Genomic DNA, 19,185 nt, shown 5'->3' with positions numbered 1-19,185 from the left:
ATGGCAGGACTGAAATTACAGGCAGTAACCAAAAGCTGGGATGGCAAAACCCAGGTTATTAAACCGCTGACCCTTGATGTGGCGGATGGCGAATTTATCGTGATGGTCGGGCCGTCTGGCTGCGGGAAATCCACGCTGCTGCGCATGGTTGCCGGGCTGGAGCGGGTCACCGAAGGCGATATCTGGATTAACGACCAACGCGTGACCGAAATGGAGCCGAAAGATCGCGGGATTGCGATGGTGTTCCAGAACTACGCGCTTTATCCGCATATGAGTGTCGAAGAAAACATGGCGTGGGGGCTGAAAATTCGCGGCATGGGCAAGCAACAAATTGCCGAACGTGTTAAAGAAGCGGCGCGTATTCTGGAGCTGGATGGCCTGCTCAAGCGTCGTCCGCGTGAGCTTTCTGGCGGTCAGCGTCAGCGTGTAGCGATGGGCCGTGCGATTGTGCGCGATCCGGCGGTGTTCCTGTTTGATGAGCCGCTCTCTAACCTCGATGCCAAGCTGCGCGTTCAGATGCGCCTTGAGCTGCAACAACTGCACCGTCGCCTGAAAACGACTTCACTCTACGTTACTCACGATCAGGTTGAGGCGATGACGCTCGCTCAGCGGGTAATGGTGATGAACGGCGGCGTTGCCGAACAGATTGGCACGCCAGTTGAAGTCTACGAAAAGCCCGCCACTCTGTTTGTGGCGAGTTTTATCGGCAGTCCGGCGATGAACCTGCTGACAGGCCGCGTGAATAACGAAGGCACGCATTTCGAACTGGATGGCGGTATCGCGCTACCGCTAAACGGTGGCTACCGTCAGTATGCCGGGCGTAAAATGACTCTTGGCATTCGCCCGGAACATATTGCGTTAAGCTCGCAGGCAGAAGGCGGCATACCGCTAGTGATGGACACGCTGGAGATCCTCGGCGCAGATAACCTGGCGCACGGACGCTGGGGCGAACAGAAGCTGGTGGTGCGACTGGCGCATCAGGAGCGCCCGACGACAGGCAGCACGCTGTGGCTGCATCTGCCGGAAAATCAGCTGCATCTTTTTGATGGTGAAACAGGACAACGAGTATGAGTAACTGGCCTTATCCCCGCATTGTCGCCCACCGTGGCGGCGGTAAGCTGGCCCCGGAAAACACCCTGGCGGCAATCGACGTTGGGGCAAAATACGGTCATAAGATGATCGAATTTGATGCGAAGTTATCGAAAGATGGTGAGATCTTCCTGCTGCATGACGATAATCTCGAACGCACCAGCAACGGCTGGGGCGTCGCGGGCGAACTGAACTGGCAGGATTTACTGCGCGTGGATGCGGGCAGTTGGTACAGCAAAGCGTTTAAAGGTGAGCCGCTGCCGTTGCTTTCGCAGGTGGCGGAACGCTGCCGTGAACATGGGATGATGGCAAATATTGAAATCAAACCCACCACTGGCACTGGTCCATTAACGGGTAAAATGGTATCGCTGGCGGCGAGCGAACTGTGGGCTGGTATGACGCCGCCGCTGCTGTCATCGTTTGAGATTGATGCTTTAGAAGCCGCGCACCAGGCTGCACCGGAACTGCCGCGCGGTTTGTTGCTGGATGAGTGGCGCGACGACTGGCGCGAACTGACCACGAGGCTGGACTGCGTCTCTATTCATCTCAATCATAAGTTGCTCGATAAAGCGCGAGTGATGCAGTTGAAAGACGCTGGATTACGGATTCTGGTTTATACCGTCAACAAACCCCAGCGCGCGGCAGAGTTGCTGCGCTGGGGCGTGGATTGCATCTGTACCGATGCGATTGATGTGATTGGCCCGAACTTTACGGCCCAATAGTTTTCAACGGAATATCAGGCTGCGGCGTGCTGGGCTGATTCAGCATGTCGCCGTTTCTCCTCTCCGGCAACATATGCTGCTGATTCAACGAACTATCCGGATTACGGTTGCTGTTTAACATCCCGCCGTTGGTGTTGGGCAGCATTTGCTGTCGGGCGGGATTTAGCTCCCCCGGCTGTGACTGCAATACCCGCTGAGAGTTGCTATTAAGCTGATTTTCTAAATGCTGCTGTTGTAATTGCGTTTGCGTTTTCAGTTGCTGATTCAGCATCCCTTTTTGCTGGATTTGCTGCATTTGCATTTGAGTTTGCATCCGCTGCTGGCTGGGGATCTGATATCCCGGCTGGTTGGGGTTATTCAGAGTATTAATGGGCTGTGCAAAGCCGACAAACGGCAGGAGTGCCGTCAAAAGCAGAAGTCGTTTCATCGCGTATCCTCCTCTGAAGATATTCTTTAAGTTTACTCCTTTCCTGCAATCATCAGGATTAATTCAGAGTTATATACCAGGCTTAGCTGGGGTTGCCCCTTAATCTCTGGAGTATAACGATGATAAAACCGACGTTTTTACGCCGGGTGGCTATTGCTGCTCTGCTCACAGGAAGTTGTTTTAGTGCTGTCGCCGCGCCACCTGCGCCACCGCCAGTCTCGTATGGCGTGGAGGAGGATGTCTTCCATCCGGTACGCGCGAAGCAGGGGATGGTAGCATCTGTGGACGCCACTGCCACTCAGGTGGGGGTAGATATCCTTAAGCAGGGCGGGAATGCCGTTGATGCTGCCGTGGCAGTGGGCTACGCGCTGGCGGTAACGCATCCGCAGGCAGGGAATCTGGGCGGCGGCGGTTTTATGCTGATCCGCACTAAAGATGGCAATACCACCGCCATCGATTTCCGCGAAATGGCACCCGCCAAAGCGACCCGCGATATGTTCCTTGATGATCAGGGCAACCCGGACAGCAAAAAATCTCTCACTTCGCATCTTGCTTCTGGCACACCCGGTACGGTAGCGGGCTTCTCGTTGGCGCTGGAGAAATACGGCACCATGCCGCTGAACAAAGTTGTGCAGCCTGCGTTTAAACTGGCACGCGATGGTTTTATCGTTAACGATGCGCTGGCAGACGATCTCAAAACCTACGGCAGTGAAGTGCTACCAAATCACGAAAACAGCAAAGCTATCTTCTGGAAAGAGGGCGAACCGCTGAAAAAGGGCGACAAGCTGGTACAGACGAATCTGGCAAAGAGCCTGGAGATGATTGCCGAAAACGGCCCGGATGAATTCTACAAAGGCACGATAGCGGAACAGATCGCCCTGGAGATGCAGAAAAACGGTGGCTTGATCACTAAAGAAGATTTAGCGGCCTATAAAGCGGTCGAACGTACACCAATAAGTGGCGATTATCGCGGGTATCAGGTTTACTCCATGCCACCGCCATCCTCCGGCGGGATCCATATCGTACAGATCCTCAATATTCTGGAAAACTTCGATATGCAGAAATACGGCTTTGGCAGCGCCGACGCGATGCAAATCATGGCAGAAGCGGAGAAACATGCCTACGCCGATCGCTCGGAATATCTTGGCGACCCGGATTTTGTCAAAGTACCGTGGCAGGCGCTGACCAATAAAGCCTATGCCAAATCTATTGCCGATCAAATCGATATCAATAAAGCGAAGCCATCCAGCGAAATTCGTCCTGGCAAGCTTGCGCCTTATGAGAGTAATCAAACTACCCATTACTCAGTGGTGGATAAAGACGGTAACGCCGTGGCGGTGACCTATACGCTGAACACCACCTTCGGTACGGGTATTGTCGCGGGTGAGAGCGGTATTCTGCTTAATAATCAGATGGATGATTTCTCCGCCAAACCGGGCGTACCGAACGTTTACGGGCTGGTGGGCGGCGATGCTAACGCTGTCGGGCCGAATAAACGTCCGCTGTCATCAATGTCACCAACCATTGTGGTGAAAGACGGAAAAACCTGGCTGGTGACCGGTAGTCCTGGCGGAAGCCGAATTATCACCACTGTGCTGCAAATGGTGGTGAACAGCATCGATTATGGCATGAATGTCGCCGAAGCGACCAATGCGCCGCGTTTCCACCATCAGTGGTTGCCGGACGAGCTGCGTGTTGAGAAAGGATTTAGTCCGGATACGCTCAAGCTGCTGGAAGCAAAAGGTCAGAAAGTGGCGCTAAAAGAGGCGATGGGCAGTACACAAAGCATTATGGTTGGGCCGGACGGCGAATTGTATGGCGCTTCCGACCCACGTTCGGTAGATGATTTAACGGCGGGGTATTAATATCTTAAGCCCTCTCCAGGTAGGTGAGGGCTTTTAGATTACAAATTCTCTATTTCACCCGCGCCATATAATACGCATCGACATATTCGCCATTACGAAAAGCGTAATTTTTGCCGGTACCTTCTATGAGAAATCCGAATTTTTTATAGACTGCGATTGCTGGGGCGTTATCCGCAAACACCGTCAACTCAATACGATCTATCCGTAACCAGTTGTCGCACATTTCAATCAATTCGCGGATCAGGGCGCTGGCGATGCCACGGTTGTGCCAGCGGGAGTCAACACAGATACCAAAAGTTGCAACATGACTGCGACGTGGGCCTTGATAAGCTTCCACGAAAAGATGACCCACCACGATACTATCAATGCAGGCAACCAGTTGTTTAAATCCCTGGCGATCTTTCAATCTTTCTGGCCACCAGCCTTCCGAAGGATGAGGTAGTTGTAGCGTGTTGTAATACACCTCCGGCTGGGCGTGAATCTGCCTGATGGCCTCGTAATCCCGTGTTTCTGCGTGGCGTATTACTATCTCACTCATTCCTTTGTCCTCTTTGGGGTAAATGTCCCTTTCAACATCATTGACTTTCAAATGCGAGTCAAATGCATTTTTTTGCAAAAAGTGTTGGACAAGTGCGAATGAGAATGATTATTATTGTCTCGCGATCAGGAAGACCCTCGCGGAGAACCTGAAAGCACGACATTGCTCACATTGCTTCCAGTATTACTTAGCCAGCCGGGTGCTGGCTTTTTTTTTTGACCTTTCGTTCTCAATTTATCCACGGGAAGTGCTTGTGTTTGTTATGCGCACTCCTGTAGGAACCGCGTCCGCTTTGCGCTAAGGTGTAAATAACCACCTTAAAAAGGACGAAATCATGGTCATCAACTGCGCCTTTATTGGCTTCGGCAAAAGCACCACCCGTTACCATCTGCCGTATGTACTTAACCGCAAGGATAGCTGGCATGTCGCGCATATTTTTCGCCGCCATGCGAAGCCGGAAGAACAGGCTCCCATTTATTCCCATATTCATTTCACCAGCGATCTCGACGAAGTGCTAAACGATCCCGACGTTAAGTTGATTGTCGTCTGCACTCATGCGGACAGCCACTTCGAGTACGCGAAACGCGCGCTGGAAGCCGGGAAAAATGTGCTGGTCGAAAAACCGTTCACCCCGACACTTGCGCAGGCGAAAGAGCTGTTTGCGCTGGCGAAAAGCAAAGGGCTGACCGTTACGCCGTATCAGAATCGTCGCTTTGACTCCTGTTTTCTGATGGCGAAAAAAGCGATTGAAAGCGGCAAGCTGGGAGAGATTGTCGAAGTGGAAAGCCATTTTGACTATTACCGCCCGGTGGCAGAAACCAAACCCGGGCTGCCGCAGGATGGCGCGTTCTATGGCCTTGGTGTGCATACGATGGACCAGATTATCTCGCTGTTCGGTCGCCCGGATCACGTCGCTTATGACATCCGCAGCCTGCGTAATAAAGCCAATCCTGACGACACCTTCGAAGTGCAGCTGTTTTATGGCGATCTAAAAGCCATCGTCAAAACCAGCCATCTGGTGAAAATCGATTATCCGAAATTTATCGTTCACGGTAAGAAAGGTTCGTTTATTAAATACGGTATCGACCAGCAGGAAACCAGCCTGAAGGCTAATATTATGCCGGGCGAGCCGGGATTCGCAGCGGATGATTCGGTCGGTGTGCTGGAGTATGTCAATGACGAGGGCGTTACGGTCAGAGAAGAGATGAAGCCAGAGATGGGCGATTATGGGCGCGTTTATGATGCGTTGTATCAAACCATCACCAACGGTGCACCAAATTACGTCAAGGAATCTGAAGTTCTTACCAATCTGGAAATCCTTGAACGCGGTTTTGAGCAAGCCTCTCCCTCCACAGTGACTCTTGCGAAGTAAGTTTGATGGACCTCTCGAATAGTTCAATTTTTTTGAACAGAGGGGTCAATTTTCACCCTCTATCATCCCAGGCGGATCGGGTCCACACTAAGCCCATCGAAATCATTCAGGGGGCGAATACAAATGATCTACTTACGCAAAGCAAATGAACGTGGTTATGCAAATCATGGCTGGCTGGACTCCTGGCATACTTTCTCTTTTGCCAACTATTACGACCCGAACTTTATGGGCTTCTCCGCGCTGCGCGTGATTAACGACGACGTGATTGAAGCAGGGCAGGGCTTCGGCACTCACCCGCATAAAGATATGGAAATTTTGACCTACGTGCTGGAAGGTACTGTTGAGCACCAGGACAGCATGGGCAATAAAGAGCAGGTTCCGGCGGGCGAGTTCCAGATTATGAGTGCGGGTACGGGTATTCGTCACTCAGAGTACAACCCAAGCAGCACCGAGCGTCTGCACCTGTATCAGATCTGGATCATGCCAGAAGAAAACGGTATTACGCCGCGTTATGAACAGCGTCGCTTTGATGCCGTACAGGGCAAACAACTGGTGCTCTCGCCGGATGCGCGTGATGGTTCATTGAAAGTGTATCAGGATATGGAACTGTACCGCTGGGCGCTGGTAAAAGATGAGCAGTCGATTCATCAGATTGCCGCTGAACGCCGCGTCTGGATTCAGGTAGTGAAAGGCAATGTTACCATTAACGGCGTGAAAGCCTCGACCAGCGATGGTCTGGCAATCTGGGATGAGCAGGCAATCTCCATCCACGCTGACAGCGACAGCGAAGCGTTACTGTTCGATCTGCCGCCGGTTTAAAACTTAACGGCATTTTTGAAGCCTGCCTTTTTGTGGGCTTCATCGCTCGCCCCGGTCGCGTGCTAATGTACGCGACCGGGGTTTCGTCGCGTCTTTAGCACAATGCGATGCAATTGATTTAGTGTATATCTAATTATTGTAAACAAGCACTGTTTTCTCCGGGAAGGTTCTGATGCGTCCGTGTTAAACTAAGAGAATCTATCTCTTTTGTACCTTCAGGACGATGAAAAAGAAAAGACCCGTACTTCAGGATGTGGCTGACCGTGTTGGCGTGACCAAAATGACGGTCAGCCGTTTTTTACGCAACCCGGAGCAGGTTTCCGTCGCTCTACGTGGCAAGATTGCCGCCGCTCTTGATGAACTGGGTTATATTCCCAATCGCGCGCCCGATATCCTCTCTAATGCCACCAGCCGGGCGATTGGCGTCCTGTTACCTTCACTCACCAACCAGGTTTTCGCTGAAGTATTACGCGGTATCGAAAGCGTCACGGACGCACACGGTTATCAGACGATGCTGGCGCACTACGGTTATAAACCGGAAATGGAGCAAGAACGCCTCGAATCAATGCTTTCCTGGAATATCGACGGACTTATTCTCACCGAACGTACCCACACGCCCCGCACCTTAAAGATGATTGAAGTAGCGGGTATTCCGGTGGTGGAGCTGATGGACAGTAAGTCGCCGTGCCTCGATATCGCCGTCGGTTTTGATAACTTTGAAGCGGCACGCCAGATGACCACCGCCATTATTGCTCGCGGGCATCGTCACATTGCCTATCTCGGCGCACGCCTCGACGAACGTACTATCATCAAACAGAAGGGATATGAGCAGGCGATGCTGGATGCAGGCCTGGTGCCGTATAGCGTGATGGTCGAGCAATCTTCTTCTTACTCTTCCGGTATTGAACTGATTCGCCAGGCGCGGCGGGAATATCCGCAGTTGGATGGCGTATTTTGTACTAATGATGACCTGGCGGTCGGCGCGGCGTTTGAATGTCAGCGTCTGGGGCTGAAAGTTCCTGACGATATGGCGATTGCCGGTTTCCACGGTCATGACATTGGTCAGGTGATGGAGCCACGGCTGGCGAGCGTGCTGACGCCGCGTGAGCGGATGGGCAGCATTGGCGCTGAGCGCCTGCTGGCGCGTATTCGTGGCGAATCTGTGACACCGAAAATGTTAGATTTAGGTTTCACCTTGTCACCAGGCGGATCTATTTAAGCTCACAAATTTGAAGTAGCTCACACTTATACACTTAAGGCACGGATGGATATTGCTTCTGTTTTTGTCCGGCTGGACAATGTTACCGATAACAGTTACCCGTAACATTTTCTGATTCTTGTATTGTGGGGGCACCACTTTGAGCACGACTAACCATGATCACCACATTTACGTCTTGATGGGCGTATCGGGCAGCGGCAAATCTGCAGTCGCCAGTGAAGTGGCGCATCAACTTCATGCCGCGTTTCTTGATGGCGATTTCCTCCATCCGCGCTGCAATATCGAAAAAATGGCGTCTGGCGAACCGCTGAATGACGACGATCGCAAACCGTGGTTACAGGCGCTTAACGACGCCGCGTTTGCCATGCAGCGCACCAATAAAGTGTCGCTGATCGTCTGTTCTGCACTGAAAAAGCACTATCGCGACCTGCTGCGTGAAGGTAATCCGAATCTCTCTTTCATCTACCTGAAAGGCGATTTTGATGTAATTGAAAGCCGTCTGAAAGCGCGCAAAGGCCATTTCTTTAAAACCCAAATGCTGGTGACGCAGTTTGAAACGCTGCAGGAGCCGGGTGCGGACGAAACCGATGTACTGGTGGTGGATATCGATCAACCGCTGGAAGGTGTTGTGGCAAGCACCATTGAGGTTATTAAAAAAGGCAAATAAGTAGTGACTACATTAACGCTTGTTTTAACAGCAGTAGGGTCTGTTTTACTGCTGCTGTTTTTAGTCATGAAGGCGCGTATGCACGCTTTCCTGGCTTTGATGGTGGTGTCTATGGGGGCTGGCCTTTTTTCCGGTATGCCGCTCGATAAAATCGCAGCGACGATGGAAAAAGGGATGGGAGGCACCCTCGGCTTCCTGGCGGTAGTTGTCGCTCTGGGAGCCATGTTTGGCAAGATCTTACATGAAACCGGCGCAGTCGATCAGATTGCCGTCAAAATGCTCAAATCCTTCGGTCACAGTCGTGCGCATTATGCCATTGGCCTTGCGGGTCTGGTCTGTGCGCTACCGCTGTTCTTTGAAGTGGCGATTGTTCTGCTGATTAGCGTTGCTTTCTCAATGGCGCGCCATACTGGCACGAACCTGGTGAAGCTGGTTATCCCGTTATTCGCGGGCGTGGCGGCAGCAGCGGCGTTCTTACTACCGGGGCCAGCGCCAATGCTGCTGGCATCGCAGATGAATGCTGACTTTGGCTGGATGATCCTGATTGGTCTGTGTGCGGCAATCCCGGGAATGATTATTGCCGGGCCGCTGTGGGGTAATTTCATCAGCCGCTACGTGGAGCTGCATATTCCTGACGATATCAGCGAACCGCATCTCGGCGAAGGCAAAATGCCGTCCTTCGGATTCAGCCTGTCGCTGATCCTGCTGCCGCTGGTGCTGGTGGGGCTGAAAACCATTGCCGCGCGTTTTGTGCCGGAAGGCTCTACCGCTTACGAATGGTTCGAGTTTATCGGTCATCCGTTTACCGCAATTCTGGTTGCTTGTCTGGTAGCAATTTATGGCCTGGCAATGCGTCAGGGTATGCCAAAAGACAAAGTGATGGAGATTTGTGGTCACGCGCTGCAACCGGCGGGGATCATTCTGCTGGTGATTGGTGCAGGCGGCGTGTTCAAACAGGTGCTGGTTGACTCTGGCGTAGGTCCGGCACTGGGCGAAGCGTTAACCGGCATGGGCCTGCCGATTGCCATCACCTGCTTTGTGCTGGCTGCGGCGGTGCGTATCATTCAGGGTTCTGCCACCGTTGCCTGTTTAACGGCGGTGGGACTGGTGATGCCGGTTATTGAACAACTGAACTACTCCGGTGCGCAAATGGCGGCGCTGTCGATTTGTATCGCCGGTGGTTCGATTGTTGTCAGCCACGTTAACGACGCCGGTTTCTGGTTGTTCGGTAAATTTACCGGCGCGACCGAAGCCGAAACGCTGAAAACCTGGACCATGATGGAAACCATCCTCGGCACCGTTGGTGCCATCGTCGGGATGATTGCGTTCCAGCTGTTGAGTTAAGTTTGTTCGCCCGGTAGTTGTGACGCTACCGGGCTCTTTTAGAAAAACTCTCCTCGTTACCCCTTCATCCACATTCGAATGCCGTCAAGGAACATCTGAGTTGCCATCATCACCAGAATCAATCCCATCAGGCGTTCAAGTGCATTCACCCCTTTCTCGCCCAGCAGACGTAAAAATAGCGAAGACTGTAGCAGGATAACAAAGGTGCCGCCCCAGGCCAGTAGCAGAGCAATTACCAGATGTCCCATCTGATTCGGGTACTGATGAGACAACAACATCAGCGTGGCGAGAATAGTCGGCCCGGCGACTAACGGAATTGCCAACGGCACGATAAACGGCTCTTCACCTGCCGGAAGCCCGCTGCTATTTCCTGAAGCACTGGGGAAAATCATCTTAATGGCGATCAGAAACAGAATGATGCCGCCAGAAATGGAGACGGTTTCTGCCCGCAGGCTAAGAAATGCCAGAATTTTCTCACCCGCAAACAGGAACACCAGCATCACCAGGAGAGCAATAAGCAACTCTCGCACCATGATTGCCCGCCGTCTTTTCGGTTCAGTATGTTTCAGTACGGACATGAAAATAGGTAGGTTTCCGAGCGGATCCATAATCAGGATCAATAAAACTGCTGCAGAAATGATTTCATTCATAACTCAAATTCCCTGATAATTGCCGCGGACTTTCTGCGTGCTAACAAAGCAGGATAAGTCGCATTACTGATGGCTTCGCTATCATTGATTAATTTCACTTGCGACTTTGGCTGCTTTTTGTATGGTGAAAGATGTGCCAAGAGGAGACCGGCACATTTATACAGCACACATCTTTGCAGGAAAAAACGCTTATGAAAAATGTTGGTTTTATCGGCTGGCGCGGTATGGTCGGCTCCGTTCTCATGCAACGCATGGTTGAAGAGCGCGACTTCGACGCCATTCGCCCTGTCTTCTTTTCTACTTCTCAGCTTGGTCAGGCTGCGCCGTCTTTTGGCGGAACCACTGACACACTTCAGGATGCCTTTGATCTGGAGGCGCTAAAGGCCCTCGATATCATTGTGACCTGTCAGGGCGGCGATTATACCAACGAAATCTATCCAAAGCTTCGTGAAAGCGGATGGCAAGGTTACTGGATTGACGCAGCATCATCTCTGCGCATGAAAGATGACGCCATCATCATTCTTGACCCCGTCAATCAGGACGTCATTACCGACGGATTAAATAATGGCATCAGGACTTTTGTTGGCGGTAACTGTACCGTAAGCCTGATGTTGATGTCGTTGGGTGGTTTATTCGCCAATGATCTTGTTGATTGGGTGTCCGTTGCAACCTACCAGGCCGCTTCCGGCGGTGGTGCGCGACATATGCGTGAGTTATTAACCCAGATGGGCCATCTGTATGGCCATGTGGCAGATGAACTCGCGACCCCGTCCTCTGCTATTCTCGATATCGAACGCAAAGTCACAACCTTAACCCGTAGCGGTGAGCTGCCGGTGGATAACTTTGGCGTGCCGCTGGCGGGTAGCCTGATTCCGTGGATCGACAAACAGCTCGATAACGGTCAGAGCCGCGAAGAGTGGAAAGGGCAGGCGGAAACCAACAAGATCCTCAACACATCTTCCGTAATTCCGGTAGATGGTTTATGTGTGCGTGTCGGGGCATTGCGCTGCCACAGCCAGGCATTCACTATTAAATTGAAAAAAGATGTGTCTATTCCGACCGTGGAAGAACTGCTGGCTGCGCACAATCCGTGGGCGAAAGTCGTTCCGAACGATCGGGAAAGCACTATGCGTGAGCTAACCCCAGCTGCCGTTACCGGCACGCTGACCACGCCGGTAGGCCGTTTGCGTAAGCTGAATATGGGACCGGAGTTCCTGTCAGCCTTTACCGTGGGCGACCAGCTGCTGTGGGGGGCCGCGGAGCCGCTGCGTCGGATGCTTCGTCAACTGGCGTAATCTTTATTCATTAAATCTGGGGCGCGATGCCGCCCCTGTTAGTGCGTAATACAGGAGTAAGCGCAGATGTTTCATGATTTACCGGGAGTTAAATAGAGCATTGGCTATTCTTTAAGGGTGGCTGAATACATGAGTATTCACAGCCTTACCTGAAGTGAGGACGACGCAGAGAGGATGCACAGAGTGCTGCGCCGTTCAGGTCAAAAAAATGTCACAACCAGAAGTCAAAAATTCAGTTGGATGGGGTGACACAATAAAACAGGAAGACAAGCATGTCCGATCGTATCGATAGAGACGTGATTAACGCGCTAATTGCAGGCCATTTTGCGGATCCTTTTTCCGTACTGGGGATGCATAAAACCACCGCGGGACTGGAAGTCCGTGCCCTTTTACCCGACGCTACCGATGTGTGGGTGATTGAACCGAAAACCGGGCGCAAACTCGCAAAACTGGAGTGTCTCGACTCACGTGGATTCTTTAGCGGCGTCATTCCGCGGCGTAAGAATTTTTTCCGCTATCAGTTGGCTGTTGTCTGGCATGGTCAGCAAAACCTGATTGATGATCCTTACCGTTTTGGTCCGCTAATCCAGGAAATGGATGCCTGGCTATTATCTGAAGGTACTCACCTGCGCCCGTATGAAACTTTAGGCGCGCATGCAGATACTATGGATGGCGTCACGGGTACGCGTTTTTCTGTCTGGGCTCCAAACGCCCGTCGGGTCTCGGTAGTCGGTCAATTCAACTACTGGGACGGTCGCCGTCACCCGATGCGCCTGCGTAAAGAGAGCGGCATCTGGGAACTGTTTATCCCTGGGGCGCATAACGGTCAGCTCTATAAATACGAGATGATTGATGCCAATGGCAACTTGCGTCTGAAGTCCGACCCTTATGCCTTCGAAGCGCAAATGCGCCCGGAAACCGCGTCTCTTATTTGCGGGCTGCCGGAAAAGGTTGTGCAGACTGAAGAGCGCAAAAAGGCGAATCAGTTTGATGCGCCAATCTCTATTTATGAAGTTCACCTGGGCTCCTGGCGTCGCCACACCGACAACAATTTCTGGTTGAGCTACCGCGAGCTGGCCGATCAACTGGTGCCTTATGCTAAATGGATGGGCTTTACCCACCTCGAACTGCTGCCCATTAACGAGCATCCGTTCGATGGCAGTTGGGGTTATCAGCCAACCGGCCTGTATGCACCGACCCGCCGTTTTGGTACCCGCGACGACTTCCGTTATTTCATTGATGCCGCACACGCAGCTGGTCTGAACGTGATTCTCGACTGGGTACCAGGCCACTTCCCGACCGATGACTTTGCGCTTGCCGAATTTGATGGCACGAACTTGTATGAACACAGCGATCCGCGCGAAGGCTACCATCAGGACTGGAATACGCTGATCTACAACTATGGTCGCCGTGAAGTCAGTAACTTCCTTGTCGGTAATGCGCTTTACTGGATCGAACGTTTTGGTATTGATGCGCTGCGCGTCGATGCTGTGGCATCAATGATTTATCGCGACTACAGCCGCAAAGAGGGGGAGTGGATCCCGAACGAATTTGGCGGGCGCGAGAATCTTGAAGCGATTGAATTCTTGCGTAATACCAACCGTATTCTTGGTGAGCAGGTTTCCGGTGCGGTGACAATGGCGGAGGAGTCTACCGATTTCCCTGGCGTTTCTCGTCCGCAGGACATGGGCGGTCTGGGCTTCTGGTACAAGTGGAATCTCGGCTGGATGCATGACACCCTGGACTATATGAAGCTCGACCCGATTTATCGTCAGTATCATCACGGTAAGCTCACCTTCGGGATGCTCTACAACTACACTGAAAATTTCGTCCTGCCGTTGTCGCATGATGAAGTGGTCCACGGTAAAAAATCGATTCTCGACCGGATGCCAGGCGACGCATGGCAGAAATTCGCTAACCTGCGCGCGTACTATGGCTGGATGTGGGCATTCCCGGGCAAGAAACTGCTGTTCATGGGGAACGAATTTGCCCAGGGCCGCGAGTGGAACCATGACGCCAGCCTCGACTGGCATCTGCTGGAAGGCGGCGATAACTGGCACCACGGTGTCCAGCGTCTGGTGCGCGATCTGAACCTCACCTACCGCCACCATAAAGCGATGCATGAACTGGATTTTGACCCGTACGGTTTTGAATGGCTGGTGGTGGATGACAAAGAACGCTCGGTGCTGATCTTTGTGCGTCGCGATAAAGAGGGTAACGAAATCATCGTTGCCAGTAACTTTACTCCGGTGCCGCGTCATAATTATCGCTTCGGCATTAACCAGCCGGGTAAATGGCGTGAGATCCTCAATACCGATTCCATGCACTATCACGGCAGTAATGCAGGTAATGGCGGCACGGTACACAGCGATGAGATTGCCAGCCACGGTCGTCAGCATTCACTGAGCCTGACGCTACCACCGCTGGCCACTATCTGGCTGGTTCGGGAGGCAGAATGACACAACTCGCCATTGGCAAACCCGCACCCCTCGGCGCGCATTACGACGGTCAGGGCGTCAACTTCACACTTTTCTCCGCTCATGCCGAGCGGGTAGAACTGTGTATCTTTGACGCCAATGGCCAGGAACATCGCTATGACTTGCCAGGGCACAGTGGCGACATTTGGCACGGTTATCTGCCGGATGCGCGTCCGGGTTTGCGTTATGGTTATCGCGTTCATGGCCCCTGGCGACCCGCTGAGGGACATCGCTTTAACCCGGCGAAGTTGTTGATTGATCCTTGCGCGCGGCAAATTGACGGGGAGTTTAAAGATAACCCGCTGCTGCACGCAGGTCATAATGAACCTGACTATCGCGACAACGCCGCCATTGCGCCGAAATGTGTAGTGGTGGTTGATCACTATGACTGGGAGGATGATGCCCCGCCGCGCACGCCGTGGGGCAGCACTATCATTTATGAAGCCCATGTCAAAGGATTAACGTATCTGCACCCGGAGATCCCCGTCGATATCCGCGGCACTTATAAAGCCCTGGGGCATCCGGTGATGATCAACTATTTGAAACAGTTGGGCATTACCGCGCTGGAGTTGCTGCCGGTGGCACAATTTGCCAGCGAACCACGCCTGCAACGCATGGGGTTAAGTAACTACTGGGGCTATAACCCGGTAGCGATGTTTGCGCTGCATCCGGCGTATGCCTGCTCGCCAGAAACGGCGCTGAATGAGTTTCGCGATGCAATCAAAGCACTGCATAAAGCTGGTATCGAAGTCATTCTTGATATTGTGCTTAACCATAGTGCGGAACTGGACCTCGACGGTCCGTTATTCTCTCTGCGTGGGATCGACAACCGTAGCTATTATTGGATAAGAGAAGACGGTGATTATCACAATTGGACAGGCTGTGGCAACACGCTCAATTTGAGTCATCCGGCGGTGGTGGATTATGCCAGCGCCTGCCTGCGTTATTGGGTAGAAACCTGCCACGTCGATGGTTTCCGTTTTGATCTGGCGGCAGTCATGGGCCGTACGCCTGAGTTCCGTCAGGATGCTCCGTTGTTTACCGCAATTCAGAACTGCCCGGTGCTCTCGCAGGTGAAGTTAATTGCCGAACCGTGGGATATTGCGCCTGGTGGTTATCAGGTGGGAAATTTCCCGCCACTGTTTGCTGAGTGGAACGATCATTTCCGTGATGCTGCCCGTCGTTTCTGGCTGCATTATGATTTGCCTCTGGGGGCGTTTGCCGGGCGTTTTGCTGCCTCCAGCGATGTTTTTAAACGTAATGGTCGTCTGCCGAGTGCCGCGATTAATCTCGTCACCGCGCATGACGGTTTTACGCTTCGCGACTGCGTTTGCTTCAACCATAAACACAATGAAGCAAACGGAGAAGAAAATCGCGACGGGACCAACAACAATTACAGTAACAATCATGGTAAAGAAGGATTAGGCGGTACTCTTGACCTGGTTGAACGGCGGCGCGACAGCATTCACGCCCTGTTAACAACGTTGTTGCTCTCCCAGGGTACGCCGATGTTACTGGCCGGTGACGAACATGGTCATAGCCAGCATGGCAATAACAATGCCTACTGTCAGGATAATCAATTAACCTGGTTGGACTGGTCGCAGGCAAGCAGTGGTTTAACCGCATTTACCGCCGCGTTAATCCATCTGCGCAAGCGCATTCCCGCTTTGGTGGAGAATCGCTGGTGGGAAGAAGGCGACGGCAATGTCCGTTGGCTAAATCGATATGCTCAACCTTTAAGCACGGATGAGTGGCAAAACGGGCCGAAACAGCTGCAAATTCTGCTCTCGGATCGCTTTTTGATCGCAATTAACGCCACGCTTGAGGTAACAGAGATTGTTTTACCTGCTGGGGAGTGGCACGCCATTCCCCCATTCGCTGGAGAGGATAACCCAGTGATTACGGCTGTCTGGCAGGGACCTGCACACGGATTGTGTGTGTTCCAGAGATGATAAAAAAGGAGTTAGTCATGGTTAGTTTAGAGAAGAACGATCACTTAATGTTGGCGCGCCAGCTGCCATTGAAATCTGTTGCCCTGATACTGGCGGGAGGACGTGGTACCCGCCTGAAGGATTTAACCAATAAGCGAGCAAAACCGGCCGTACACTTCGGCGGTAAGTTTCGCATTATCGACTTTGCACTGTCTAACTGCATCAACTCCGGGATCCGTCGTATGGGCGTGATCACCCAGTACCAGTCCCATACTCTGGTGCAGCACATTCAGCGCGGCTGGTCATTCTTCAATGAAGAAATGAACGAGTTTGTCGATCTGTTGCCAGCGCAGCAGAGAATGAAAGGGGAAAACTGGTATCGCGGCACCGCAGATGCGGTCACGCAAAACCTCGACATTATTCGCCGTTACAAAGCGGAATATGTGGTGATCCTGGCGGGCGACCATATCTACAAGCAAGACTACTCGCGTATGCTTATCGACCACGTTGAAAAAGGCGCACGTTGCACCGTCGCTTGTATGCCTGTACCGATTGAAGAAGCCTCCGCATTTGGCGTTATGGCGGTTGATGAGAACGATAAAATTATCGAATTCGTTGAAAAACCCGCTAACCCGCCGTCAATGCCGAACGACCCGAGCAAATCTCTGGCGAGCATGGGTATCTACGTCTTTGACGCCGACTATCTGTATGAACTGCTGGAAGAAGACGATCGCGATGAGAACTCCAGCCACGACTTTGGTAAAGATTTGATTCCCAAAATCACCGAAGCCGGTCTGGCCTATGCGCACCCGTTCCCGCTCTCTTGCGTACAATCCGACCCGGATGCCGAGCCGTACTGGCGCGATGTGGGTACGCTTGAAGCTTACTGGAAAGCGAACCTCGATCTGGCATCAGTGGTGCCGGAACTGGATATGTACGATCGCAATTGGCCAATTCGCACCTACAATGAATCATTACCGCCAGCGAAATTCGTGCAAGATCGCTCCGGTAGCCACGGGATGACCCTTAACTCACTGGTTTCCGGCGGTTGTGTGATCTCCGGTTCGGTGGTGGTGCAGTCCGTTCTGTTCTCGCGCGTTCGCGTGAATTCATTCTGCAACATTGATTCCGCCGTATTGTTACCGGAAGTATGGGTAGGTCGCTCGTGCCGTCTGCGCCGCTGCGTCATTGATCGTGCTTGTGTTATTCCGGAAGGCATGGTGATTGGTGAAAACGCAGAGGAAGATGCACGTCGTTTCTATCGTTCAGAAGAAGGCATCGTGCTGGTAACGCGCGAAATGCTACGGAAGTTAGGGCATAAACAGGAGCGATAATGCAGGTTTTACATGTATGTTCAGAGATGTTCCCGCTGCTTAAAACCGGCGGTCTGGCTGATGTTATTGGGGCATTACCCGCAGCACAAATCGCAGACGGCGTTGACGCTCGCGTACTGTTGCCTGCATTTCCCGATATTCGCCGTGGCGTAACCGATGCGCAGGTGGTATCTCGCCGTGATACCTTCGCTGGGCATATCACGCTGTTGTTCGGCCATTACAACGGGGTTGGCATTTACCTGATTGACGCGCCGCATCTCTATGATCGTCCGGGAAGCCCGTATCACGATACCAACTTATTTGCCTACACTGACAACGTATTGCGTTTTGCGCTGTTGGGGTGGGTTGGGGCAGAAATGGCCAGCGGGCTTGACCCATTCTGGCGCCCTGATGTGGTGCATGCGCACGACTGGCATGCGGGCCTTGCGCCTGCGTATCTGGCGGCGCGCGGGCGTCCGGCGAAGTCGGTGTTTACTGTGCACAACCTGGCCTATCAAGGCATGTTTTATGCACATCACATGAATGACATCCAATTGCCATGGTCATTCTTTAATATTCATGGGCTGGAATTCAACGGACAAATCTCTTTCCTGAAGGCTGGTCTGTACTATGCCGATCATATTACGGCGGTCAGCCCGACCTACGCTCGCGAGATCACCGAACCGCAGTTTGCCTACGGTATGGAAGGTCTGTTGCAGCAGCGTCACCGTGAAGGGCGTCTTTCCGGCGTACTAAACGGCGTGGATGAAAAAATCTGGAGTCCAGAGACGGACTTACTGTTGGCCTCGCGTTACACCCGCGATACGTTGGAAGATAAAGCGGAGAATAAGCGCCAGTTACAAATCGCAATGGGGCTTAAGGTTGACGATAAAGTGCCGCTTTTTGCAGTGGTGAGCCGTCTGACCAGCCAGAAAGGTCTCGACCTGGTGCTGGAAGCCTTACCAGGCCTTCTGGAGCAGGGCGGACAGCTGGCGCTACTCGGCGCGGGTGATCCGGTGTTGCAGGAAGGTTTCCTTGCCGCGGCCGCAGAATATCCCGGACAAGTGGGCGTTCAGATTGGCTATCACGAAGCATTTTCGCATCGCATTATGGGCGGCGCGGACGTCATTCTGGTGCCCAGCCGTTTTGAACCGTGCGGCTTAACGCAACTTTATGGATTGAAGTACGGTACGCTGCCGTTAGTGCGGCGCACCGGTGGGCTTGCTGATACGGTTTCTGACTGTTCTCTTGAGAACCTTGCAGATGGCGTCGCCAGTGGGTTTGTCTTTGAAGATAGTAATGCCTGGTCGCTGTTACGGGCTATTCGACGTGCTTTTGTACTGTGGTCCCGTCCTTCACTGTGGCGGTTTGTGCAACGTCAGGCTATGGCAATGGATTTTAGCTGGCAGGTCGCGGCGAAGTCGTACCGTGAGCTTTACTATCGCTTGAAATAGTTT

General features: G+C 52.6%; 16 protein-coding genes. 13 read left to right on the top strand and 3 right to left on the bottom strand.

Annotation, left to right across the window (positions count from 1 at the left end; genetic code table 11):
* On the top strand, positions 1-1,071 hold the full coding sequence (gene ugpC, locus ATB02_RS10440) for a sn-glycerol 3-phosphate ABC transporter ATP binding protein UgpC (RefSeq protein ID WP_000907804.1): 1,071 nt from the start codon (positions 1-3) through the stop codon (positions 1,069-1,071).
* Positions 1,068-1,811, top strand: coding sequence for a glycerophosphodiester phosphodiesterase (gene ugpQ, locus ATB02_RS10435; RefSeq protein WP_105271531.1), 744 nt, complete (start codon positions 1,068-1,070; stop codon positions 1,809-1,811). The genes ugpC and ugpQ overlap by 4 nt, the downstream gene beginning before the upstream one ends.
* Here the strand turns inward: ugpQ and ATB02_RS10430 are convergent.
* Positions 1,798-2,238, bottom strand: a complete 441-nt coding sequence (locus ATB02_RS10430; RefSeq protein WP_105271530.1) for a DUF2756 family protein — start codon at positions 2,236-2,238, stop codon at positions 1,798-1,800. The two genes, ugpQ and ATB02_RS10430, sit on opposite strands and share 14 nt — an antisense overlap.
* A 119-nt stretch (positions 2,239-2,357) precedes the next feature.
* Here ATB02_RS10430 and ggt point away from each other — a divergent pair, with 119 nt between their 5' ends.
* On the top strand, positions 2,358-4,103 hold the full coding sequence (gene ggt, locus ATB02_RS10425; protein WP_000595123.1) for a gamma-glutamyltransferase: 1,746 nt from the start codon (positions 2,358-2,360) through the stop codon (positions 4,101-4,103).
* Between the two features lie 49 nt (positions 4,104-4,152).
* Here the strand turns inward: ggt and yhhY are convergent, their stop codons facing one another.
* Positions 4,153-4,641 carry an N-acetyltransferase gene (gene yhhY, locus ATB02_RS10420; RefSeq protein ID WP_001355005.1) on the bottom strand — a complete coding sequence of 163 codons (489 nt, stop codon included), beginning with the start codon at positions 4,639-4,641 and terminating at the stop codon, positions 4,153-4,155.
* A 334-nt stretch (positions 4,642-4,975) separates the two neighbouring features.
* Between yhhY and ATB02_RS10410 the strand changes: the two genes are divergently transcribed.
* From ATB02_RS10410 to gntU, 5 genes are all read left to right on the top strand, one after another.
* The gene (locus ATB02_RS10410; protein WP_105271529.1) at positions 4,976-6,013 is read left to right on the top strand and encodes an oxidoreductase; all 1,038 of its coding nucleotides are present in this window, start codon (positions 4,976-4,978) and stop codon (positions 6,011-6,013) included.
* Between the two features lie 123 nt (positions 6,014-6,136).
* Complete coding sequence (gene yhhW, locus ATB02_RS10405; protein ID WP_105271528.1) at positions 6,137-6,832, top strand: quercetin 2,3-dioxygenase; 696 nt, start codon at positions 6,137-6,139, stop codon at positions 6,830-6,832.
* Between the two features lie 223 nt (positions 6,833-7,055).
* Positions 7,056-8,051 carry a gluconate operon transcriptional repressor GntR gene (gntR, locus tag ATB02_RS10400; protein WP_000730252.1) on the top strand — a complete coding sequence of 332 codons (996 nt, stop codon included), beginning with the start codon at positions 7,056-7,058 and terminating at the stop codon, positions 8,049-8,051.
* Positions 8,052-8,190: 139 nt separating this feature from the next.
* Complete coding sequence (gene gntK / locus ATB02_RS10395; protein WP_000108320.1) at positions 8,191-8,718, top strand: gluconokinase; 528 nt, start codon at positions 8,191-8,193, stop codon at positions 8,716-8,718.
* A 3-nt stretch (positions 8,719-8,721) separates the two neighbouring features.
* A complete protein-coding gene (gene gntU, locus ATB02_RS10390; RefSeq protein WP_000210102.1) occupies positions 8,722-10,062 on the top strand; it encodes a gluconate transporter in 1,341 nt (446 codons plus the stop codon).
* Between the two features lie 56 nt (positions 10,063-10,118).
* Here gntU and yhgN read toward each other — a convergent pair whose 3' ends face one another.
* Positions 10,119-10,712, bottom strand: coding sequence for an NAAT family transporter YhgN (gene yhgN, locus ATB02_RS10385; protein WP_001002544.1), 594 nt, complete (start codon positions 10,710-10,712; stop codon positions 10,119-10,121).
* A 191-nt stretch (positions 10,713-10,903) separates the two neighbouring features.
* Between yhgN and asd the strand changes: the two genes are divergently transcribed.
* The 5 genes from asd to glgA all read left to right on the top strand — a co-directional run bounded on the left by asd (position 10,904) and on the right by glgA (position 19,182).
* Positions 10,904-12,007 carry an aspartate-semialdehyde dehydrogenase gene (gene asd / locus ATB02_RS10380; RefSeq protein WP_105271527.1) on the top strand — a complete coding sequence of 368 codons (1,104 nt, stop codon included), beginning with the start codon at positions 10,904-10,906 and terminating at the stop codon, positions 12,005-12,007.
* Positions 12,008-12,279: 272 nt separating this feature from the next.
* A complete protein-coding gene (glgB, locus tag ATB02_RS10375; RefSeq protein ID WP_105271526.1) occupies positions 12,280-14,466 on the top strand; it encodes a 1,4-alpha-glucan branching enzyme in 2,187 nt (728 codons plus the stop codon).
* Complete coding sequence (glgX, locus tag ATB02_RS10370; protein WP_000192514.1) at positions 14,463-16,436, top strand: glycogen debranching protein GlgX; 1,974 nt, start codon at positions 14,463-14,465, stop codon at positions 16,434-16,436. The genes glgB and glgX overlap by 4 nt, the downstream gene beginning before the upstream one ends.
* 17 nt (positions 16,437-16,453) lie before the next feature.
* Positions 16,454-17,749 carry a glucose-1-phosphate adenylyltransferase gene (gene glgC / locus ATB02_RS10365; RefSeq protein ID WP_000253975.1) on the top strand — a complete coding sequence of 432 codons (1,296 nt, stop codon included), beginning with the start codon at positions 16,454-16,456 and terminating at the stop codon, positions 17,747-17,749.
* Positions 17,749-19,182, top strand: coding sequence for a glycogen synthase GlgA (glgA, locus tag ATB02_RS10360; protein WP_001197646.1), 1,434 nt, complete (start codon positions 17,749-17,751; stop codon positions 19,180-19,182). Before glgC ends, glgA begins: the two co-directional genes overlap by 1 nt.
* Positions 19,183-19,185 lie beyond the last annotated feature (3 nt).

Origin of the sequence: Escherichia sp. MOD1-EC5189, from assembly GCF_002966045.1 — a bacterium.
GTDB lineage: Bacteria > Pseudomonadota > Gammaproteobacteria > Enterobacterales > Enterobacteriaceae > Escherichia > Escherichia coli_F.
This window is presented reverse-complemented; position numbering and strand designations above follow the sequence as displayed.